The organism is Halorussus salinisoli (assembly GCA_005239435.1).
Taxonomy (GTDB): Archaea; Halobacteriota; Halobacteria; order Halobacteriales; family Haladaptataceae; genus Halorussus; species Halorussus salinisoli.
In genome coordinates this window covers 373154-395230 of record SZNP01000001.1, presented here as the reverse complement: position 1 = coordinate 395230, position 22077 = coordinate 373154, and the positions used below count along the sequence as shown (strand labels likewise).

The 22077-nt window shown below is 65.0% G+C and carries 20 protein-coding genes and 1 tRNA gene; 9 read left to right on the top strand and 12 right to left on the bottom strand.

What is annotated here, in order from left to right; all coding sequences use genetic code 11:
• Positions 1–148: 148 nt before the first annotated feature.
• From E2484_RS06510 to E2484_RS06500, 3 genes are read right to left on the bottom strand one after another with little or no spacing between them, the layout of a single operon-like run.
• A complete protein-coding gene (locus E2484_RS06510) occupies positions 149–1336 on the bottom strand; it encodes a carboxypeptidase-like regulatory domain-containing protein (RefSeq protein WP_137284411.1) in 1188 nt (395 codons plus the stop codon).
• 1 nt (position 1337) lies between these two features.
• The gene (gene ccsA / locus E2484_RS06505) at positions 1338–3731 is read right to left on the bottom strand and encodes a cytochrome c biogenesis protein CcsA (protein WP_137284410.1); all 2394 of its coding nucleotides are present in this window, start codon (positions 3729–3731) and stop codon (positions 1338–1340) included.
• On the bottom strand, positions 3728–4210 hold the full coding sequence (locus E2484_RS06500; protein WP_170977254.1) for a thioredoxin family protein: 483 nt from the start codon (positions 4208–4210) through the stop codon (positions 3728–3730). The genes ccsA and E2484_RS06500 overlap by 4 nt, the downstream gene beginning before the upstream one ends.
• 281 nt (positions 4211–4491) lie before the next feature.
• On the opposite strand from E2484_RS06500, the gene E2484_RS06495 reads away from it, so the two are divergent.
• The 5 genes from E2484_RS06495 to E2484_RS06475 all read left to right on the top strand — a co-directional run bounded on the left by E2484_RS06495 (position 4492) and on the right by E2484_RS06475 (position 8418).
• The gene (locus E2484_RS06495) at positions 4492–5895 is read left to right on the top strand and encodes a c-type cytochrome (protein ID WP_321111988.1); all 1404 of its coding nucleotides are present in this window, start codon (positions 4492–4494) and stop codon (positions 5893–5895) included.
• Between the two features lie 28 nt (positions 5896–5923).
• Positions 5924–6604, top strand: a complete 681-nt coding sequence (locus E2484_RS06490) for a cytochrome c biogenesis CcdA family protein (protein WP_137284409.1) — start codon at positions 5924–5926, stop codon at positions 6602–6604.
• Positions 6605–6721: 117 nt separating this feature from the next.
• Entirely contained in the window at positions 6722–7444 is a 723-nt protein-coding gene (locus E2484_RS06485) for a cytochrome c biogenesis protein (RefSeq protein WP_321111986.1), read from the top strand.
• A 5-nt stretch (positions 7445–7449) separates the two neighbouring features.
• The gene (locus E2484_RS06480; RefSeq protein WP_137284408.1) at positions 7450–7569 is read left to right on the top strand and encodes a CcmD family protein; all 120 of its coding nucleotides are present in this window, start codon (positions 7450–7452) and stop codon (positions 7567–7569) included.
• Between the two features lie 177 nt (positions 7570–7746).
• Entirely contained in the window at positions 7747–8418 is a 672-nt protein-coding gene (locus E2484_RS06475; protein WP_137284407.1) for a halocyanin domain-containing protein, read from the top strand.
• A gap of 88 nt (positions 8419–8506) precedes the next feature.
• Here E2484_RS06475 and E2484_RS06470 read toward each other — a convergent pair.
• Together E2484_RS06470 and E2484_RS06465 are read right to left on the bottom strand one after the other, a co-directional pair.
• Positions 8507–8578: transfer RNA gene (locus E2484_RS06470), tRNA-Thr, on the bottom strand.
• Positions 8579–8642: 64 nt separating this feature from the next.
• Positions 8643–9365 carry a DUF7114 family protein gene (locus tag E2484_RS06465; RefSeq protein ID WP_137284406.1) on the bottom strand — a complete coding sequence of 241 codons (723 nt, stop codon included), beginning with the start codon at positions 9363–9365 and terminating at the stop codon, positions 8643–8645.
• Between the two features lie 71 nt (positions 9366–9436).
• On the opposite strand from E2484_RS06465, the gene E2484_RS06460 reads away from it, so the two are divergent.
• Positions 9437–10138 (top strand): enoyl-CoA hydratase/isomerase family protein, encoded by a 702-nt coding sequence (locus E2484_RS06460; protein ID WP_137284405.1) that lies wholly within the window; start codon positions 9437–9439, stop codon positions 10136–10138.
• A 140-nt stretch (positions 10139–10278) separates the two neighbouring features.
• On the opposite strand, the gene E2484_RS06455 is transcribed toward E2484_RS06460, so the two are convergent.
• The 3 genes from E2484_RS06455 to E2484_RS06445 all read right to left on the bottom strand — a co-directional run bounded on the left by E2484_RS06455 (position 10279) and on the right by E2484_RS06445 (position 14157).
• A complete protein-coding gene (locus tag E2484_RS06455) occupies positions 10279–11235 on the bottom strand; it encodes an AEC family transporter (protein ID WP_137284404.1) in 957 nt (318 codons plus the stop codon).
• Between the two features lie 338 nt (positions 11236–11573).
• A complete protein-coding gene (locus E2484_RS06450) occupies positions 11574–12479 on the bottom strand; it encodes an acyltransferase (protein WP_137284403.1) in 906 nt (301 codons plus the stop codon).
• Positions 12480–12612: 133 nt separating this feature from the next.
• Positions 12613–14157, bottom strand: coding sequence for a heme-binding protein (locus E2484_RS06445; RefSeq protein ID WP_137284402.1), 1545 nt, complete (start codon positions 14155–14157; stop codon positions 12613–12615).
• Between the two features lie 129 nt (positions 14158–14286).
• Between E2484_RS06445 and E2484_RS06440 the strand changes: the two genes are divergently transcribed.
• Positions 14287–14808, top strand: a complete 522-nt coding sequence (locus tag E2484_RS06440; RefSeq protein WP_137284401.1) for a PadR family transcriptional regulator — start codon at positions 14287–14289, stop codon at positions 14806–14808.
• 28 nt (positions 14809–14836) lie between these two features.
• Here E2484_RS06440 and E2484_RS06435 read toward each other — a convergent pair whose 3' ends face one another.
• The 4 genes from E2484_RS06435 to pyrH form a co-directional block, all read right to left on the bottom strand.
• Entirely contained in the window at positions 14837–16657 is a 1821-nt protein-coding gene (locus E2484_RS06435; protein WP_137284400.1) for a site-2 protease family protein, read from the bottom strand.
• Between the two features lie 149 nt (positions 16658–16806).
• Positions 16807–17142, bottom strand: coding sequence for a hypothetical protein (locus E2484_RS06430; protein ID WP_137284399.1), 336 nt, complete (start codon positions 17140–17142; stop codon positions 16807–16809).
• A gap of 175 nt (positions 17143–17317) precedes the next feature.
• Complete coding sequence (lysS, locus tag E2484_RS06425; protein ID WP_137284398.1) at positions 17318–19171, bottom strand: lysine--tRNA ligase; 1854 nt, start codon at positions 19169–19171, stop codon at positions 17318–17320.
• Positions 19168–19893 (bottom strand): UMP kinase, encoded by a 726-nt coding sequence (gene pyrH / locus E2484_RS06420; protein WP_137284397.1) that lies wholly within the window; start codon positions 19891–19893, stop codon positions 19168–19170. The genes lysS and pyrH overlap by 4 nt, the downstream gene beginning before the upstream one ends.
• Positions 19894–20447: 554 nt before the next feature.
• On the opposite strand from pyrH, the gene E2484_RS06415 reads away from it, so the two are divergent.
• Positions 20448–21272, top strand: a complete 825-nt coding sequence (locus tag E2484_RS06415) for a molybdopterin synthase (protein WP_137284396.1) — start codon at positions 20448–20450, stop codon at positions 21270–21272.
• Between the two features lie 412 nt (positions 21273–21684).
• Positions 21685–21936, top strand: a complete 252-nt coding sequence (locus tag E2484_RS06410) for a DUF7123 family protein (protein ID WP_135853640.1) — start codon at positions 21685–21687, stop codon at positions 21934–21936.
• The last annotated feature ends 141 nt before the right edge of the window (positions 21937–22077 follow it).

The window sequence follows — 22077 nt, the reverse complement described above, 5'->3', positions numbered from 1 at the left end:
CCGAGAAGTATTGCGTTTTTAGAACACAGCACCCCTGTCAGGCAGCGGTTTCGTGACGATTCCGATAGCAATCGTAAGCTAATCTAAAGCAAGGTATAGAAAGTTTAAGCAAATGTGTACACATGTAATGCCGAGGAGCGTCGGGGGCCTACAGCGTCCGGTACGCGACCAGTCCGCCGACGACCATCGCCGCCAGTCCGCCGAATATCGGGACCGCCGGGAACGTCGGGACGGAGTTGCTCTCGGAGGGTGCCGTCTCGGACGAGACGTTCCGCTCGGACGCCGAACGAGCGCCCGAGACGTTCAGACGGATCGTCTCGTTCGCGCTCACGGGGTCGGCGTTCGTGAGAAGGGCGATTGGGGCGTCCCCGACGCGCAAGTTCGCCGAGTGTTCGACGGTTTCGGGGTCGTACCCTCGGAGGACGACCGCGAGGTTGTGGGTGTCTCGCCCGAGTCGCTTCTCGAACGTCTGTCCGGGGAGGTCGTACGCGACGCCGAGTCGCGCGGTTTCGTTCGCCGCTATCGAGACGTTGACGACGACTCCCTCGGGAGTGGTCCGGTAGTCCGTCTCGCGGCCCTGCGCCATCGCCGAGTAGGGTCGGCCGTCGGTCGGGACGGTCAGCGTCACCGGCCCGACGTACGGACGGTCGGCCGTGTTGCGGAGCGAGACGGTCTCCACGACGCTCGGCGTGTCCGACCCGTTCTGTGGGGCCATGACCTGAACGACGTGACCGGCCGGATTGCCGCCCGAGACGTTCAGCGCGCCTTCGTCGCTCGTCGGCGGCGGCGTCGAGACGGTCACCCTCTGGTTCTCGGACGCGGTGGTCACGGTTCGCTGGTACGGGACGCCATCGACCGTGACGCTGAGACGATACGTCGCGTTCGGTTGGAGCGGGCCGAACGAGAACGTCCCGTTCGCGCCCGCCCGAGCGCGGTCCACCGAGAAGTCGGCGGCGTCGACGAGTTCGACCGTCGCGTTGGGCCTCGGGTCGCCGTTCGAATCGACCACGCGTCCGTCGAGGCTCCGGTTTAGCGTCACGTCTACCGACGTCTCGTTCCGGACGACCTCGTAGTGGACCGCGCCGTCGTGGACGATTCGCACGACGTGGACGGGAGCGTCCGGTACGTCGGCCGAGAACGTCGTGCCGTTCACCGTGGTCGTGACCTGGTCGTCCACGCGCTGGAACTCCTCGGACACGGGCGCTATCGTCACCTTCGCGCCGTCGGCCGTGCCGTTCTCGACGGTCACGGTGCCCGAGATGGACGTGGACGCGGTGACGACCGGGACGAGTGCGATACAACCGACGACGAGGACGAGAGCGAGAGTTCGATTCATGTCAATCGGCGACCTCCGGTTCGGCAGTAGCGTCTGTCTGTCGGGTCTCCGTGCGGGTTCGGACCCCGTGTTTCGGGTCGAACAGCAGGACGAGGAGCATCCCCGTGAGGAGCAGGACGATACTGGCCCGCAGTAGCGTCATCAGCGGAATTCGTTTGACCGTGATCGAGGCGGTTCCGTCGCTGACTCCGGCGATGACGTAGGTGTCCGAGACGAGTCCGCGGTCGACGATTACGTCCCGGACCTGCATCCCGCTCTGCTGGACGTACTCGCGTTGGCCTGCGACGCCCGTCGTGACCAGTTCGCCGTCCTCGTAGACGGCGAGCGAGACGCCGTCGGCGACGACTCGTGTGGGGGCGGCACCGTCCGGCGGGTTCGACGCGGTGCCGATGGTGGCCGGGCGCGCGAGGACCATCGCGTCGGCGTCGGGCACGAAGTCCCACATCAGGCGGCCGCGGGCGACGATTCGTTGCCCCGTCTGGACCGAGACGTTCGTCTCGTTCTGTCCGACGACGCCGACCCAGACGCTCGAATCGTCGAGTTGAACGACCGTCGCTCGCGGACCGTCCCGAACGTCAGTTACCGTCCCGTAGACGGCCTGTACCGACCCGTTCAGCGACGGTCCGCGGTCCACGACTTCCCCGGTGGACAGCGCGTACGACTCGGGCGACGGACTCTGCGGGAACTCGCTCCGAGAGTAGTCGAGGACGCGAACCGAGTAGTCCGTGTCCGGCACCTCTCGGTGCGAGGAGTCCACGGTGCCCGACGCCACGCCGGTCGCCATCACGGACGCCTGCCCGGCGAAGAGGTAGACGAAGGGGAGCGAGAGAACCAGCAGTGCGGCCCCGACGTGTATCATCGTGATTCCCGACTCCTTGAGCCTCGCGTTCCGGGTGGCGGCCGCGGGAATCCGGGCGAGGGCCCGTTTCACGACGCCGAGGACGGCGTACGCGACCGGCGGCAGGACCGACAGGACGCTCGCGCTCCCGACGATACGATAGACGAACGCGTCCTGAGGGTTCGTCGCCAACCGCCACGTTTCGGAGGGTGCGACGACGGCGGCGACGAGCGTCCCGGCGGTGAAGACCGACAATCCGACCAGACTCCGACGCTTGCCCTCCACGTCGAAGTCCATGTAGAATCCGAGGAGCAGAAGCGCCGCGAGCACGAGCGGGTAACTCCAGAGGTTGTAGTACTGGGACTCGACCGACACCTCCAGACCGGTCACCGCGTTCCGGAGGACGGGGAACGTCAGCCCCCACAGCGACACGAACGTCAGGAGACCGAACAGGAGGACAGCCGAGTGAAGCAGGTTGTCCCGCGTCAGCCACTCGCCCTCGGCGATACTCCCGCTCTCCCCGTCGCGCAGGAACCAGTAGCCAAGCGGTACGGCCACGCCGAGGAGGGTAGTGATGGCTATCAGTGCGAGGAACGATGCCCCGATGCCCCCGGAGGCGAACGAGTGAACGCTCCGGAAGACGCCGCTTCGGACGACCGACGTGGTGTAGATGGCGAGCGCGAAGACGGTGGCGGTCATCGCCGGAGCGAGGACGCGGTACTCGCCGTTCGGCCGGTACCGGGTGACCGCGTGGAGCGTGGCGGTCAGGAACAGCCACGGGACGAGGATGGCGGTTTCGACCGGGTCCCACGCCCAGATGCCGCCCCAACCGAGGACCGTGTACGACCAGAGTCCGCCCAGCGCGACCGCCGCCGTCAGGAACAGCCAACCGAGTCGGAGCCACCGGGTGACGTTCCCGCGCCACGACGCGAAGACGCTCCCGTCGCCACGGAGCAACGAGACGAAGTGAGCCACCCCGATGGCGAACGGCATCGTGAGCAGCGCGTACCCCACGAACATGACCGGCGGGTGAATCGCCATGTACGGGTCCACGAGAAGGGGGTTGAGTCCCTGTCCGCTCGTCGGAACGAACCCCGGAGCCGCCTCCGGGAACTCGGTCCGAATCGACGCGAACGGACTTTCGAGGAGTAACATCCCCGTGAAGTAGGTCGCGACCCCGACTGTGAGCGCGTGGACGAGTCTGGCGTGTCGGTCGGAGAACCCCCGACCGACTGCGGCCACGAACGCGACGAGCGAGACGATAGTCGCCCACAGCAGAATCGACCCCTCGTTGGCGGCGTACACGCCGGTCACTCGATAGAGGAGCGGGAGGTAATCCGCGGTGTTGTTCCAGACGTAGGCGTTCGAGTAGTCGGTTATCACGAACTGGTACGTGAGTTGGACGAGCGCACTCAGGAGGAGGACGGTGCCAGCGCCGACGAGTTTCGTCGCGTGTTCGAGATACCGGTCGTCGACGAGGTACGAGCGCGCGAGAATCCCCACTGCCGAGGCGAGCGAGACGAACGCGAACGCGAGGAGCGCGTTTCCGACGTTCATCGCGTCTCACCCGAGTCGGCGCGCTGTTTGGCGGTTTCGAGATACTGGATGAAGCTGTCTCTGTCGGCGTACCCCGAGATACGGACTAACTCCTCGCCGTCGGGAGTCACGATGACGTGCTGTGGCGGATAGTCGGCGTTGTACTGGCGCTTCAGCTGCGATGCCTCGGGTGCGTCGCTGTCGAGGTTCACCGCGACCTTCACGAAGTCGTCGAGGTGCGACTGAACGTCGGGGTCGGGGTACACCTTTCGGTTGTAGTCCTCGCAGTACGTACACCAGGTCGTCCAGAAGTAGACGACGACGGGCTTGTCCTGCTCGGCCGCGACCTGCCGTGCGTCGGAGAAGTTCGTTCGCCACGCCGTGTCACCGTGGTAGGAGTACTCTTCGTCGCTCAGTACCGGTGCTGCGTCCATCGAGACGTAGCCGATGCCGAGGAGAAGAATCAAGAAGACGAGCGTCATCGACTTTCGAGGATTCATCGATGTTCGTCGGCTTGTACGCTACCCATTAAAATGTACTGTCTTCCCATTATCGGGAAATAGAATCGATATCCCGGCCAAACAGCTTCGAGAAGGAGAGACGGACATCTGGTCGAAGCGGAACTTCTACCGGACCAAACGTGATAATTTTCTCGATGGGTGAGGGGAAAGTGGGAAATCTTTATGGGAGAAGTGTACACATAGTGAATTACCGAATGGGCAATAGTACGAGTTCGAAGGAGACGAGTGATGAACAGACGAGAACACGCTAAACGAAACGTATGAGTCGCGGAGATTCTACTCTGTTGCTCAAGCCAGCACTCCTCGTCGTCGGCGCGGTCGCCGGGGCCGTCGTCGTCGCCCTCGCAGTCAACGGTCTGCTTGCGATGGCGGGCGGCGGAGTCGGCGGGTCGTCCGCCGGTCCGTCCGCGACCGACGCGGGCGGGGACGGTGGCGCAATCTCGCTTCCGGGAACGTGGAGCGGGCAGAAGTGGTACGACGAAGAGCTACGGGACCAGGACTTCGAGTACAAGAACGAGACGGCCAGCGACCAGGTGAAGTTCGTCCCGAAGGAGATGAACAACTCGACGCTGCCGGAGAACGAGAACCGCGCAGAACTCATCCGGGAGGGACGCGCTATCTTCGCCAACACGTCGAACGAGATGCCCGAGAACGTCGGTAACGACCTCTCGTGTGCGAACTGTCACGGGGGCGGCGACCTGCCGACGACCACCGGCATGGTCGGGCAGGACATCGACATGATTCCGCTCGTCGGCACCGCCGCGGGCTACCCCGAGTGGACCGGCCGAACTGAGCGGATGCGCGACATGCGCCAGCGCATCATGGGTTGTTTCCTCCGGAGCATGAACGCGCCCGGTTCCGAAGAGGGCGTCCCGGAGTACGACAGCCGAGAGATTCAGGCGATGGAGTCGTACATGGTCTGGTTGAACAAGGGCACCCCGAGCGAACGGGTTCCACCCTGGCGGCACATCCGCAAACCCGAAGGTGACGAGAAGGTACCGGTTCCCGAGGTCAACCCCGTGCGCGGCGCGGAACTCTACCTCGAGAACTGTGCGTCCTGCCACGGGAAGGACGGACAGGGTAAGGCCGGACAGTACCCGCCGCTGTGGGGTCCCGACTCCTACAACGACGGTGCTGGCATGGGACGCATGTACACGTCGGCTGGCTTCATCCGCGAAGCCATGCCGTACGGTGCGGCCCACACGTTCGAGGACTGGAACGATTCCCACGACGTTGCCGGGTTCATGAACGCCCACGAGCGACCACACCTGCCGCGCCAGCCCAAAGACTGGGCCGAGTCGGGCGCGCCCGACGAGGGTATCTACTACCAGCGGGTGCAGGAGCGCCACGGCTACGAGATGAACCCGATGACGAAGAAGCTCATGATGGCCGGTATCCCCATCGGCTCTCAGCCGATCAACGAGAGCGTGATTCCGGACGACGTCGAACGGTACGACGAACCGCTCCGGAACGCCTCGGTCAACGGCTCGTGGCAAACCACCTGGATACGGACGTACGAGGAGCACGACAACGGCTTCTCGACGAACGAAACCGAGTCCAACCGGACGGCCTCGAACTCGACCGACCTGACGGCCCACGGCGCGATAACGGTCGCCATGGACGACGATTCGACGGCCTCGAACCGGGAGAATCGAGCGAGTTGACCCTCCACCGCCGTTCGAATTCGACCGAATGATAGACGACCCGACGACGACCGCAGTGTTCCTCGCGGGCGTCGTAACGATACTTACGCCGTGTTGCCTCCCCATGATTCCGGTGTTGGTAGTCGGTGGTACCGGCCACCGACTGCGACCGGTCGCCGTGGTAGCGGGGAGTACGCTGACGTTCACCGTCCTCGGTGTCCTCACCGGAGTCGCGGGGTCGGTGACGCCCGACAGCGTGAGGGTTCCGTTCGCGGTCTTCATGCTGGCGTTCGGGGGCGTGATGGCCGACGACGACCTCAATCGCATCTACTCGCGGTACGCCTCCCGGTTCGCGAGTCGAGCGACGACGATGACCCAGATAGTGGACGAAAAGCGGTATCCGCTAGCGAACGCCTTCGTCGTCGGTCTCCTGCTCGGAGCCATCTGGCTTCCCTGCGTAGGTCCGATTCTGGGCGGCGTCCTCGCGTACGCCGGAACGACGGCGAACGTCACCCACAGCGCGTGGCTACTGTTCGTCTACGGAGCGGGGTTCTCGGTGCCGCTTCTGGGTGTCGCGTACGGTGGACGGCGTATCCTCGACGCGGTGACGGGCGACGGTATCGGTCGCTCGTTCCGGACTGCGACCGGTTATGCGTTCGTCACGCTGGGCGTCGCGCTCCTGTTCGGTCTCGACAAACTACTGCTCGCTACGCTAATCGACTTGCTCTGAAACGACACACATGGAAACGAACGGATACGAACTGACTGACCGCAGAACCGACCGAAACGCGGCGGTAGAACGGCGGCGAAGAGAACGACGGAGTAGAGGACGACGGAGAAGAGAATCATGAAGGGATTGAGTAGCGTCGTCGGTCGGTTGACGGGTGTCCTCCACCGCACGATGACCAGTCGGCCGGTCAAGTGGGGGACGCTCGTCTTCGGCGTGGCATCGTTGGTTCTGGTGTTCGGCGTCGCCTCGAAGACGATGTACGGCATCGAACACGGCGGGAACCTCCTCGCGTACTGGCACATCGCACTGGCGTGGGTCGCGGCCGCGGCGTTCGGGACGACGTTCCTCGGAAGCGTCCTCCACCTCCGGTATCGCGGCCGATACTGGGCTCGACTCGCCCACAGTTCCGGCGAAATCGGGTTCCTGTTCGCCACGCTCACGCTCGTCCTCGGAAGCATGTGGGGGAAAGTGATATGGAACTCGTGGTGGGAGTGGACCGACGTGCGACTCATCACGTTCCTCGTCGTGTGGTTCATCTACGCCGGATACCTCCTCATCTACTCCTCGACCGAACGCGACGGCGAGGAGCGATACGCCGCGGTGTACGGCGTCATCGGGTTCGTGACCGTGCCGATTTCGTACGTCTCGACCCGGTTGTGGACCCCGACGTTCCACGAGACCACGCTCGGAAATCCGCAGGTCAGCGCCAACATCGATCCGACGACGCTCGTCGTCTCGCTGGTCGCGGCGTCGTTGCTCTACCTCTATCTCCTCGGACTCCGAATCGAGATGCACGAACTGGAAGACAAGATACTTCGGCTTCACACCCCCAGGAGGTGACAAGCATGGAACCGTTACTCCTCGCGGGTTACACGACGCTGTTCGTCTCGCTGTTCGGGTACGTGGCGTACCTCCAGCGACGGCTACGGCGACTTGAACAGCGCGTGACCGACGTCGGAAACTGATCTGGAGTCTTTCGCTCTCACCGAAATACCCTCGGCGTCACGATGGCGCTAACGCGACCCAGTCCGGACTTCTGTCGGTTTTTCACGCACCTCGGCGGTCGTATCGCGACGTTCGAGTTTCCGCTTTCGAGGCGGATTACCGATGTTTTATCATAACTGCACAATACAGTGGAGACGATGAGCTCTCACATCGGCACGCCGTCCGACCGGCGAACGTTTCTCCGACGTAGTGCCATCGCAGTCGGGACGTCGACCGCGGTCGCAAGCGTGGCTAACCGAACGTCCGCACAGAGCGAACCGAACTACGATGGCTGGTTCGACAACACGAGCAACTTCGACGGAACCTACGACTTCACCGGCCGCGACGAAGTGACGGTTCGGGTCGGCGCGGAGGGCAACGGAGGAGCGCTCGCGTTCTCGCCAGCGGCGATTCGCGTAGACCCCGGAACGACCGTCGTCTGGGAGTGGACCGGCGACGGCGGGTCTCACAACGTGGTCGCCGACGACGGTAGTTTCGAGAGCGAACTGGTCTCCGAAGCGGGCCAGACCTTCGAACACACCTTCGAGTCCGAAGGGACGTACAAGTACTTCTGTAGCCCACACGAGACGCTGGGCATGAAAGGGGCCGTCGTCGCTGGCGGTTCCGGTGGTCTCGACCCGAGCGAACTCGGCGGCGGGTCCGACGGCGGGTCCGACAGCGGCGGCGACCACGCTGCCGAGGGCGGCGACGGACTCCCCTCGCTGGAAGCCGCGACCATCGTGACGGCTATCGTGATGGGTCTGCTGTCACCCGTGCTGTTCGGCGTGCTGTTGCTCCTCCGGGGTGACGACCGCGACCGCGCCGAGTGAGTATCGATGCGTCAGTACCGTCTCTTTCGGTCGGAATCTTCGCTCGAAACGTAGAGATAGAACTTCGCGGTGTAACGTGCGTGAAAAGAGCCTAGGCCGGGATTTGAACCCGGGCTCTCGTCCTTACCAAGGACGCGCTTTACCTCTAAGCTACCCAGGCGCACTACGCAATTCGGCGCGTTTCATCGTATGCCCGGAAACCTCTTTAGGCGTTTCGATTCGCGTTAGGGGTCGGTGGCCGAGGGGCGCGGGTCGTCGACCGGGCCGAACTTCCGGGGGTCCGGCGCGTCGGCCACGGCCTGTTCTACGTCGTCGACGACTGGCTCGGGCGATTCCGGGTGGTCGCCGTCGAGCGACTCGGCCAGTTCGGCGGCGTAGGCCAGCAGTGCGTCGGAGGGGTCGGCCCCGAACGCGGTCGTGCCCGCGACGACCGCGAGTTCGAACACGTCGGTCTCCAGCGCGTGCTGGGCGGCCGGGCGGCCCTGCTGGCCGTCGGTCTCGTCGCGGCCGAACGACTGGACCGTCTCGACGGCCTTGTCGGCGGCCTCGGTTCGAGCGAGCAGGGAGAACCCGCGAGCGACCATCACGTCCGCGGCGAGGATGTCGATGTTGCTGTCGGTGTGTGGCGGGTCGCGCTCCCACGGCGGTTCGTCGGCGAGCGCGCGGGTGAGACGCAGTCCCTCGTAGATGAGTTGGACGCCAGCGGCGCGCTCTTCGACGCCGACGGGGCCGGGTCCGGTTCCGTCGCTGTCGTGCGTCCCCCTCGTTGCCTTCGCGCCTCCGGTCGCGCTCGCGTCCTCGACGGCGCGTGCGGACGTGAGCGCCAGCACGCCCGGCACCATCGCCGACTCGTCGAGGAGGGCGTGGATGCGTTCGCGGAGTCGGTCGGGCGCAACGTCTCGCACCGCCTCTCGTCCTGCTTTTCGTGCCCGGACGGCCGCTTCCATTGGCCGACCCTTACGACGGAATCGCCAAAGACCTTTGGAAAGCAACTCCGAGATGCGAACGTGATGCGACCGTGATTCGAACTCAGGACTGCGACCGGGTGCGGGTCGTGACGCTCGACCGGCCCGACAGACGTAACGCGCTCACGCCCGACGGACTCGACGCGCTCGAAACCGCCGTGGCGGACGCCAGCCAGCCGGTGGTCTACCTCCGAGGCGAGGGGCCGGCGTTCTGCGCCGGGGCGGACCTCGACGTGGTGGCCGGACTCGACCGGGAGGAAGCCGAGGCGTTCGCCGAGCGTGGCCAGCGAGTCGCCGACGCCATCGAGGCCGCCGAGAGTGCGGTCGTCGCGGGCATCGACGGCCCGGCGCGCGGCGGCGGGGTCGAGTTGGCGCTCGCGGCCGATCTCCGGGTCGCCACGCCCGAGGCCACCTTCGCGGAACCCGGCGTGAAGCTCGGCCTGTTCGGCGCGTGGGGCGGAACCGTTCGCCTGCCCCGCGTCGTCGGAGAGGGCGAAGCGCTGGACCTCGCGCTCTCGGGTCGGACCGTAGACGCCGAGACCGCCCGCCGGATGGGACTGGTCTCTCGCGTGACCGACGACCCGCGAGCGGTCACCGACGAACTCGCCGACAACGACCCCGAGACCCTCCGCGTCGTCAAGGAGCGGATGCGCGACGACTCGCCGCCGGAGATGCAGGAACGCCGCGAGACTGAGGTCTTCGGCGAACTCGTCGAGCGCCACGCCGACGCTATCGCCGACCAGCGCGACTCGTGAGCGTCGGGTGTCGCGTTCCCGCGCTGCGCCCTCTCCGACGTTCTACTCCGAGGCGTGCAGTTACCATCGGCTCACGGAGTAGGTAGCTTCTCGCAGTTCTCCGTCACCGTCCCGCACGGATGTCCTCGACACCGACGATATCAGATCAGCATTCCGGACTGAAGTAGCGCGATTAGCCCCGTCAGCGTCACCACGCTCGCCACGGTACTCGCGAAGATGGCCGTACTCACGTACTCCGGACCCGTCAGCCCGCTGTCACCACCGGAATCGTACTCGATGGACAGAATCAGCGGCGTGACCGCGGCGGGCATCCCGCACTCCAGCACGAACACTCGCGCGACGGCCGGGTTCGACCCGAGACCGAGCAGGAGGGCGACCCCGACGCCGACCAGCGGCGCGACGAAGAGTTTCAGTCCGTTCGAGACGCCGACCCGCGAGATGGCCGCGCCGTGCTGAGTGTTGGCGAGTTGGATGCCGAGCATCAGGAGCATCACCGGGATTGCGGCGTCGCCGACCAACTTCAGCGTCTCCATCGCGGCGGTGTCGCTGGCGGGCACGACTCCGAGCCATCGCGCGAGCCACGCCGCGACGACGGCGTAGACCAGCGGCAGGCGAAACACCTCGATTGCGGCCGAACGCAGGTCGCTCTCGTCGCCGCGCGAGGCCAGGTAGACGCCGACGGTGTACATCAGCACCGACTGGCCCGCGATGTAGAGGACCGCGGTCGAGCGCCCGACCGCGCCGAACGCGAACGCCGATAGCGGGATGCCGTAGTTGCCCGCGTTGGGGAACGACGACGAGAGGACGAGCGCGCTCAGCGCGGGTTCGGTCTCGCCGAGCAGTCTCCCGACGCCCTCGGCCAACCCGACCATCGCCAGTGTGAACACCACGACGCCGCCGATTAGCTTCGCGGCCAGTCCGCCGGAGATCTCGGAGGTGGCGAGGCTGTGGAAGATGAGCGCGGGCGTCAGGACGTAGAGGGTGACGGTCCCCAGCGGGTCCACGTCCACGTCGCGCGATTTCCCGAGCAGGAAGCCGACCGCCGCGACCGACAGAACCGGTAGGATGGCCGTCCCGAGCGCAGAGACGAGTGACACGTCTCGGAGGGTGTTCGTTTGTGGTTACAAAGGTGTCGAAGGCGGCTAGGCGTGCGGTGAATCGTCGGCACTCTCGGCGGTCGAACCATCTCTACGAGCTTTATGGAATCTTTCGTACATCTTTAACAATTGTAAAGAAATGTTTCGTCAGTTCCGGCGCGCGAGCGACGCGTGGGAGGTCTGAGGCGGTCGCGGTGGCAGTGCGGTGTAGTTTCGGTAGACTCCTCGGGCCAAGCAGTAGTTAACTCTACGACGTCCTCACCGACGAAACTCCACAAAACGGCGAAGACGAGGTGTACCGTCTCCGACTCACGACCGACGACCCGAAAACGACGCGTTCACTCCTCGTCCGGCGGACTCAGGTCGCGCTGAAACTCGTCGTAGACCTCCAAGTCGTCGGGCAGGTCGTACTCGATGCGCCGCGCTTCCTTGTCGGTCTCCACGTCGGCGTCCACCGACTCGGCCACGCCCTCCCACCCGGGCTTGATCTTCACGCTCTTGGCCGGTTGGCCCACCGCGATGTGGTGGGCGGGCACGTCGCGCCGGACGATGGACTTCGCGCCGACGATAGCGTTCTCACCGATTCGGACGCCCGCTCGCACCATCGAGTCGTAGGTGACACGAGCGTCGTCCTCGATGACGGTGTGGTAGTTCTTCACCTCGGTCTGGTCCACCACGTCGTGGTCGTGGGTGTAGATGTGAGCGGAGTCGGAGATGGACACCCGGTCGCCGATGGTCAACTCACCGCGGTCGTCCAGATGCACGTCGTCGTGGACCACGACGTTGTCCCCGACCGTGATGTTGTGGCCGTAGGTGAACGTGATGCCCTTGAAGAACCGGCAGTCGTCCCCGCAGTCGGCGAAGAGGTGGTCGGCGAGCATCCCGCGAAACCGGAGCGCGAACTCCACGTTGTCGGCCATCGGCGTGGCGTCGAACTGCCGCCAGAGCCACTGGAGGTGCTTGGACTGCTGGAACTTCTCCTCGTCCTTCTCGGCGTAGTACTCGCTTTCGAGGGTCGCGTTACACGGGTCGTAGCTCTGGAGGCGGACCTTCTCGGCTGGCGAGACCGGATCGCCGCTCTGCCACCGGTCGTAGGCACCCCGGTCGCCGTGGAGGTCCACCAACACCTCCTCGACCACACTACAGGTGTCCTCGTCGCTCGCCAGTCGTTGGTCTACCTCTGCGATGAACTCCTCCAGTGAAGCCTCCATCTCGTCGGAGAGGGATACGTGTCGTTTGGTCATACAGAGTCCTCCGTCGCTTATCTCTCGAAAACTACTCGTCCTGACTTGATGGGGGTTTTGGTTGTGGTGGGAACCGCCGGAACCGCTCGGTCGTCGCTACCCCGACGCTTCCGGTAGGAAACGGCGTGCCGAATCAGGCCAGGAAGACGTGTCGCGGTCGGTCGGCCAGCACGTCCCGGCCCCAGTCTACCGTGTCCGAGAAGGCGTCGCTACGGAAGAACGCCATGGCGTCGTCTTTCGACTCCCACTGGCTGGCGATGAACATGTCGTTCTCGTCCTCGCGATTCGCCAGCAGGTCGGTCTCGAGGTGGCCGTCCATCCCTTCGAGGACTTCGCCGACCGTCTCGAACTTCTCCACGAAGTCCTCACGCTTGTCGGGCTTGACGGTGTAGAACATTCCCTGCGTACCGAAGCCGCTCTCCTCGCCCGCTCTGGCGACGATGCCGGGGAGGTCGGCGAGGAATCCGCCCGCGGTGTCGGCCGCGCTCTGGGTCTCCCAGATGCTCACGACCGCCGAACGCGCTCCCTCGGCGTCGCGGTTCTCGTAGAGTGCGGTCTTGACGTGGGTGTCGTAGTGGTCGAAGTTGCCCCGGAGACCGTCTACCTCCTCGAACAGTTCGTCGGGGTCGGCCTCGGAGTAGAGGACCATCGCGTACACGTCCTCGCCGTGGGGCTGACCCGCGTAGATGTCGAGGTCTTCGAGTTCGCCGCGGATGCTTCCCGACTCGCCGGCGCCGTCGCTTCCGTGACCTCTTCCGGACTCGCCGCCGTGATGGTGGCCCTCGCCGTCGCCGTGACCGTGGTGGTCTTCGCTCTCTCCGGGGTGGCCGCCCTCGCTGTGGGGGTGGCCGCCTTCACCGTGAGGGTGGCCGGACTCTCCCTCGTCGGCGTCCTCCGCGGGGACCGCCTCGCCCGCCATGAACTGGGGGAGGTCCTCGGGCGGGAACTGCCGACCGAAGTAGAACGGACCGAACTCGGCGTACTTCGAACTGCTCTCGTCGAACCGGAGTTCGTAGAGCAGGTCCTTGATGTTGGTCGGGTCGTTGCTGAACAGGTCCACGCCCCACTCGAAGTCGTCCATGCCGATGGAACCGGTGATGACCTGCGACACCTGTCCCGCGTACGTCTTGCCGATTTCGCCGTGGGTGTCCATCATCTCGGCGCGCTCGTCGAACGGGAGGTCGTACCAGTTCTCCTCCGGCGCGCGGCGCTTGTCCATCGGGTAGAAGCAGACGAACTCGCTGTCGGGAATCTCGGGGTAGAGTTTGCTCTCGGCGTAGCGCGCCAGACCGGTGTCCTCGATTTCCGACGGTTCCTTGGTCATCTCCTCGTTGGTGTAGCCGCCGACCTCCGTCACCGAGACGTAGGAGTTCGACTGGTCGGTGTACGCCGCGAACGCGGTGTCCTCGAAGGCTCGCTCGGCCGTGTCGAGGTCGGCCATCGTCGGCCGGAAGTGGACCACCAGCAGGTCGGCCTTGTGACCGAGCATCGAGAACACCGCCGACGACCCATCTTCGGCGTCGGTCACGTCCACGCGGTCGCGCAGGAACGAGACGCCCTCCTCCAGGGCGGTCTCGCGTTCGCGCTCGGGCGCGTCCCGCCACGCGTCCCAATCGACGGTTCGGAAGTCGTGTAGCGCGTACCAACCCTCGTTCGTCTCCGGGGGTTCTCTCGTCATATCTTCTCCTCGGTCCCGATGGGGTAATAGGTTTTTGAGTCGCAGCGGTCTACGTTCCGGTCGAGACGCCCGAAACGCTCGTTACCCCGACCGAAAGCCTTTCAAAAATACGGTCTGAATCTTCGGCCAATGCGGAAAAGCGGCCCGCCGAAAGGCCTCATCGCGTATCTCGTGTTGGAACTTCTGGAGGAAAAACCGCGGTACGGATACGAGATACTCAAGGAGATTCGGTCCATCAGCGGCGGCCACTGGGAACCTTCCTACGGCTCTGTCTACCCCATCCTCTACAAGTTCGAGGAGAAAGAGTGGGCCGAGCGCATCGAGCGCGAGGACGAACCCGACCGCAAGTACTTCGAACTCACCGACGCGGGCCGCGAGGAACTCGCCGAGAAGCGCGAGGAGACCGGCGGCAATGCGCGGGACTTCGCGGACGTAATCCTCGGCTTCTACCACGTCTTCGCGGCGTTCGCCACCGACGACCGCTTCGAGGTCGATAGCCGACCCGACGAGTGGCGGTTCGACGAGGAGTTCAACGCCTGGATCATCGAGCAACTGATTCGCCACTACGAACGCGACTTCGGCGACTTCGAGCGCATCCCGGACACGCCCGAGGAGTTCGCCGAGCGCATGGGACTGGACGACGAGGAGTAGTCAGAACGGACGGCCGAACCTGTTCAACTCATCCCGACAGCAGTTGCGGCCCGAACACCATCAACAGCAGACTCATCAGCATCACCAGTCCGATGGTCGTCGTCACCATCGTCGTCAACTGGCGACCCTGACTGGTCGGAAGCCGCGAGACCACCGCCTCGGTACTCGCCCGGAGGATGTGGCCGCCGTCGAGGGGGAACGCCGGGATGCAGTTGAAGAACCCGAGGTTCAGGTTCACCCACCCGGTCCAGAACAGCAGATTCGCCAGCAGGAACAGGCCCCACTCGCCGAGGAACGAGAACGGGCCGCCGGCGGCGGTGTAGAAACCACTGTTCCACGCCACGAACCCTGCGAAGTTGTAGGTCGCGCCGAGCGAGACGCTGGCGAACGGGAGTAGGAGAACCCCGAGGATGCCCGAGAGGAACGAGACGAGCGGACCGCCGATGCCGCCCACGAAGTCACCGAACTTCCCGCCGAGCAGGTCGAGATACTGGCCTGCGGGGTAGAGTTTGACGCCGAAGCTACTGAACGTCACGCCGCTGTACCCCTGCATGGGGAAGACGCCGACGATGGGACTGCCGTCGTTGCCCTCGCCGAGCGTGACCTCGTACTCGTCGCGCTGGTCGTAGTCGCCGGACTCGCCTTCGGAGTAGGCGGTCACGGTGACGGTGTCACCGGTCTCGTACCGGTCGGTCGTCGCACTCAGGTCCGAGGCGTTGAGGACTCGCTCGCCGTCGATAGCCGTGATGACCACCGTGCTGTCTGCTGGCATCCCGGCGTCCGCGCCGGGGCCGTCGGATTGGACGGTCGCCAGTACGCCGACCGGACCGGTGACGGTCTCACCGCTCTCGGTTCGGAGCGTGACGACCGGTCGGTCGGCGACCGCCTCTCGGAACGCGGTCTCGTTGTGGACCGCCGTGTCGTTGACTGCGGTGACGGTCGTCGTATTGTCGCGACTCACCGAAATCGCCGACGTGAACGGGGACTCGGGGTGAATGCCCGTGACCAGAAGCGACTGCCGGAGTTGCTTCTCCTCGCCGTCGGCGAGCGTGACCGATACCGTCCTGCTGTCGGTGCGCGACAGCGCGGCGTCGAGGTCGGCGTTGCTCTCGATGTGTTCGCCTCCGACCGCGACGATGCGGTCGCCCTTGTCGATGCCGGCCTGTTTGGCGGCCGACCCGTCGAACGAACCGCCGACCGCCGCGCCGGGCGCGACTGCAATGGACCCCACGACAGGGCCGAACAGGAGGAGGAACGCGACCAGCGTCACCGCGAAGTTGTTGGTGACGCCCGCCGCGAACATCCGGCTCTGGCTCCCGCGGTCGGCGTTCGCACGACTCTCTTCGTCGGGTTCCACGAACGCGCCGATCGGCAGGATTGCGAGGGCCGCCAGTCCCATCGACCGGATTTCGATGTCCTCGACCCGGCACATGATGGCGTGGCCGCCCTCGTGGACCACGAGTCCCACGAGCAGGCCGAACAGGATTTCTGGCGCGACCGACAGCGGGAGGAACTGGTTGACGCCGGGAATCACGAGGACGTTCTGCGGTTGAGTCGCCGCGGTGGCGGGTGGCGGATTCCGGACGACGGCGACGGCCTGCACTACCAGGAGGAGGAAGGTTCCGACCATCACGACCAGCGCGATGCCGAGTCCGAAGTTACCCCACGCGCGCCACATTCGCTTGGGTTGGGCTATCCATTCGAGAAACTTCTTGCCGCGCTGGGTGTGAATGGTCAGAATCGGCCCCTGCGTGCCGACGTACGACGGCAGAAGCCCCTGTGAATTGAGGAGTAACACCCCGAGCCAGTAGACCGCAATTCCGACGAGGACCCACACGAGCGTGTTCATCGGACGAAAGAAAGAACGCGCCAGTCAAAGGCGTTTGGGAACGCCCACGAACGACCCGCGACCCGACGGACGGGCGTCGGTTGGTCGGCGAGCGTTCGCTCGGTTATTCGGCGAGCGTCCACGCGGCTATTCGGCGAACGTTTGCTCTCCTACTCGGCGGTCTGCCAGTCTTCTTCGAGTTCCTGCTGCTGGCCCTTCGACTTCCGGCGCTGGCGGAGTTTCCGGGCGGCGGCGACGCCCGCCGCGGTGCCGCCGAGAACGACCATCCGGCGACCGTACTTGCGGATTCGGCCCTTGCCGCCGGACGACTCGCTGGTCTCTTCGGACCCGCTGGTCAGGTCGGACTCACTTTCGGTCTCGACCATCTCGGTGGTCTCCTCGGGGTAGACCTCGGTCTCCGTCCGACTCTCTTCGAGTTGTTCCTCTTCGAGTGATTCGACTCGCTTCAGCGCGGGTTTCTCGAGGTTGAGTTCGATTATTGCCATAGTAATCTCCTTGGGTCGGAGCGAACATAACGGCGTCGCCCGACTTTCCGTCTGAGATAACGATAGCTGGCCACTTTGTTATGCTGGCCCTGAAACGAACTATCAGGTTCCTAATCACCGTCGGGCGGGAGCGCAGACCGCTACTGCCGAACCGTCCGCGAGCGGGGTAAATTCGCTACTCCTCGCGGCGCAGACGGGCCAGCACGAACTCGCGGTCGAGTTTGGCGAGGAACGGGCCGAGTTTCGGCCCCTCCTCGTCGTCGAAGAAGAGGCGATAGCCGACCGAGAAGAACTCCCCGATCGGGATGTCGTGGCGCTTGGCCGTCTCGTAAATCTCACCTTGAATCTCGTCGGGGTCGTCGTGGGCCGCCACGAAGTCGGCGAGTTCGTCAAGTGCCGCCTCGGTGTCGGCGTCGAGGTCTACCTCGGGCATCTCGGTGCGCTTGAGTTCGTAGTCGAACTCGTTGCCCGTTCGGCGCGCCCACTCGCGGGCGCGGGAGACGCGCGAGAGCGCGAACTCCGTGACCCACTCGGGCGCGCCGTCGGGAACGTGACCCTCGCGGCGGGCGATGGTCTCTCGGAGATCGGGGTCGTCGGTCATGCCGAGGACGGCCGCGAAGGTGTAGGGGAGTCGGACGCGCTCGCCGAACGGCCCGTCCACGAGTTCGTTCGCCTGCGCTCGCTCGATGTCGTTCACGACGGGGACGCTCGCGCGGTCCGGGTCAAGAATCGGGTCGCCGTCTTCGTCGAACCGCGTGGCCACGGTCGGCCGAACGACCGGCGGGTAGGCGGCCGCCGCGATCTCCTCGGCCTTCTCGTCGGCCTCGGTCCGTTCGTCGCGCTCGTGTTCGCCGTAGTAGACGCGCTCGAACTCGTCGAAGTCGTCCACGAGTTGGTCGAAGTGTTCGACGCTGAAGTCCCGGGCCTTGCTCGGGTCCTTGGTGAAGAAGTACCGGAGGACTTCCGGCTCTATCATCTCCAGCACGTCTTGGACCATGACGACGTGGCCCGACGACGACGAGAACGCCTCGCCGTCCAGGGTGAACCACTCGTAGGCCATCGGAACCGGCGGTTCGACGTCGAGGACGTTCCGGGCCACGTCGCTCCCGCTGGGCCACGAGCCTTCGGCGTGGTCCTTGCCGAACGGTTCGTGGTCCACGCCGAGGACCTGCCACTGGGCGGGCCACTCGAAGCGCCAGGGGAGTTTGCCCTCCCGGAAGGTGGCGGTGCCTTCGTGGCCACAGCCCTCGATGGTCTGGTCGCCGGCCTCCATGTCGGTGCAGACGTACTCGACGGTTCCCGAATCGAGGTCGACGTCCGTGACGGTCTCGGTGATCTTGCCGCAGTCCTCGCAGATGGGGTTGAACGGAACGTACTCCTCGTCCACCTTGTCCTGGTAGTGCGAGAGGACCTCGCGGGCGTTCTCCCGATTGGCGAGGACGTGGCGCGTCACGTCCTCGAACTCGCCGGACTCGTAGAGTTCGGTGTTCGAGACCATCTCGACCGGGATGCCGAGCAGTTCGGCGCTCCGCTCGATGAGGTTCGAGAAGTGTTCGCCGTAGGAGTCACAGCACCCGAAGGGGTCGGGAATCGCGGTGTAGGGCTTGCCGAGATTACGACCCAAGGCTCCGGCGTTCACGTCGCCCAACTCCACGATGTTGCCGTCCAGGTCGGCGAGCTTTCGGGGGAGTTTGCGCAAGGGGTCGCGGTCGTCGGCGGTGAACACCTGCCGGACCTCGTAGCCCCGTTCTCGGAGGGCCTCGGCGACGAAGTAGCCCCGGACGATTTCGTTCATGTTGCCGAGGTGCGGGACGCCGGACGGCGAGATGCCGCCCTTGACGACGATGGGGTCGCTCGGGTCGCGGTCGGGGTCGTCCTCCACCCGCTCCAGAATCTTTTCGGCGACCGACTCGGCCCAGAACGAGTGGGGTTGCGGGCCCTGGAGGACGTACGGGTCGTCGTCGGAGTGCATCTCCCGTGCGGTCGGTTCGTCGCTGGCGGGGTCGTCGTCGGCTGAATCGTCGCTCATCGCTCGTCTCGGGCCCAGTAGGTCATCTGGTCGTCCGCGCCCTCGGGCACGATATCGGTACCGTCGTGGTCGCCGTACCGCACCGCGTCGGCGATGCGCTCGGGTTCGGTGCCGTCGAGGACGATGGTGCGAACGCCCGACCGCTCGATGAGTTTCGCGGCCAGCAGGTCCACCGGAGCGGAGCTTCCGGCGTTCATTTCGAGACCCGCGATTACGTCCACGAGTTCACCGGCGTCGAGTTCGTCGTACTTCTGGGCGTCGGGGTTCTCGTTGGGGTCGTCGCTGAACACGCCGGGAACGCTGGTCGCGTAGACGAGCAGGTCGGCGTTGGTGTACTCCGCCAGCGCCGCGCTCACGGCGTCGGTGGTCTGTCCGGGCGTGACTCCGCCCATGACGGCGATGTCGCCGCGGTGCATCGCCGCGCCCGCGGACTCGTAATCCTCGGGCGGACTCGGCGCGGCCTGCTCGGACAGCGCCGCGATGAGCAGGCGGGCGTTCAGCCGAGTCACGTCGATGCCGATGTCGTCGAGTTCTATCTCGTTGGCCCCCAGTTCGCGGGCACTGGCGATGTACTCGCGGGCGACGCCACCGCCGCCGACGACGGTCCCGACGGTACAGCCTTCGGCAGCGAGATCCTCGATTACGTCGGCGTGGTCGCGGACGCGCTCGGAGCCGAGGTCAGGCGCGAGTACGCTCCCGCCGATGGAGACGACTACTTTCATTCTGTGGCGGAATAGCCCGGACGCGGCCTTAAGGATTGCCAACTGTCGGAAGCGACGACCCGACTTTCGTCATCGGCCCGACGTTCCGGGTCGGGTCTCGTTCGCGTCACCCACGCCGCGTGCGAGAGACCGGACGAACCCGGAGCGGTCACCGTATAGAAATGAGAATACGACTTAGACTCTTTCAAATTTATCTGAAGCAATTATATAGTAGCCTAAAAAACAGCTAGCACTGTTTCGTCCCTCCTCTCGGCGCGTTCTGGCGCGGCTCGACCGTGCGCCGCGCCAACCGCGCGAGGGAGGCGGCCGCGGACGCGGCCGCCGAGGCCGGGGAGGCGTGAGGTCCGCGGTCGCGGTACGGTCACGGTGCAGTCGCAGTGCGGTCGCTATGCGGTCGCTGTGCGGTTGCAGTGGCGTGCGGTCTTCAGTGGCGTCGGCAGTAACTAACTTTTACCCGACGTACACCGCCGTTCCGCGAGAGCGATACCGATGCGAACCCCGCACATCCCGAACTCACCGAAGGCTACAAGCGCGCCGCGGTCCAAAATCGCCGCATGTACGTACTGAGCGTCGTCGGCCCCGACGCGGCCACGCGCACGGTCGCCGACCGACTGGCGAGTCGCTTCGGCGAGGAAGGCCGGGTCGCGGAGATTCGCCGGGCCGAGACGAACGTCGAACCGAACGACGGTCCCGCGGCCGCGAGGTACGAACTCAGCGAGGACGGTTGGTCGGCCTCCGGAGGCGACCGGTCGCTGTCTGACCTGCTCGCCGACCTCGCGCCCGACCACGACTACGCGCTCCTCGTCGGGTTCCCCGAGGCCGACGTACCGCAGGTGAGAATCGGCGACGCCGAATCCACCACCGAGTCCGACGTCACCTCCGACGCCGCGGGCGACGTGTTAGTGAGCGCAGCCGATGCCGCGAGCGTAGACCCCGCCGAGGTCCGCGCCGCGCTCGCCGGGACCGAACCCTACGAGACCCTCGAATCGCTGGTCGCCGAGGTCAAGCGATCCGATGACGCGCCCTACTCGGGCGCTATCGCTACCTTCACGGGCCGGGTGCGCGCGAAGGAGGACGACGACGACGAGCCGACCGAACTCCTCGAGTTCGAGAAGTACGAGGGCGTCGCCGACGACCGGATGGAGGCCATCAGCGACGAACTGACCGAGCGCGAGGGCGTCTACGAAGTGGCGATGCACCATCGAACGGGCGTCATCGAGTACGGCGAGGACATCGTGTTCGTCGTCGTGTTGGCTGGCCACCGTGAAGAGGCGTTCCGGACGGTAGAAGACGGTATCAACCGCCTCAAGGACGAGGTGCCGATCTTCAAGAAGGAGGTCACGACCGACGAGCAGTTCTGGGTCCACGAGCGGTCGTAGCCCTTCGGCCGCTCCAACTCCCCGACTTTCCGTGACTGGCCGAATTCCTCGGCGCTGAAGGGTGAATCTCTCGATTCCGACGTTTCCAACCGTCCCAACGAACGTTTTAGCCGCGTTGCCGACTATCTCGACGGCTCCGACGGCGCCGCCGACAACGCCACCGACCGCACCTATTTTCCCGCTTTTCCACCCGTTGTCAGTCGTTCGTACGACGTTTCCAACCCGATACGAGATATTCGAAACAAAGGCTTAGGTCCGGTTTTGAACGGTGTAAAGACCGTAGAAAAAGTCGTAAAAAGAGGATTTCAGCCCATTTTCCCGGTTCGTGTAGCTTCCGTTACTCAAATCCGCGGAAAACGACCGTAACCGTCTGCCCTTTATATCATCCCCCGTCTCCTACGTGGAAACGACGATGAGCGCAACTACCCAGCCCTCCGATGCCCCTGAACCGCAGTCCAAGGAACAGCGCCTCAAGCAGTTCCTCCGGAGCAAAGCCGACGACGGCGAGATGTACTTCAAGAGCAAGTTCATCGCGGACGAAGTGGGTCTCTCGGCCAAGGAGATCGGCGCACTGATGGTGAAACTCAAGGATTCGGCCACCGACCTCGAAATCGAGAAGTGGTCGTACACGAGCGCCACGACGTGGCGCGTCTGCTCCGCGTAAGTTCGCTGTCCCCGCACGTAGCCGAATCACTGCGTACGCCGTCCGTCTGGTCCCCACTCGGACGGTTCCCCTTTTCGGTGTAGTTTCCGCTCGCAGCCATTCGTCGGGAGAACCGCGCTATTTTTCTCCTACCCTCCCGTT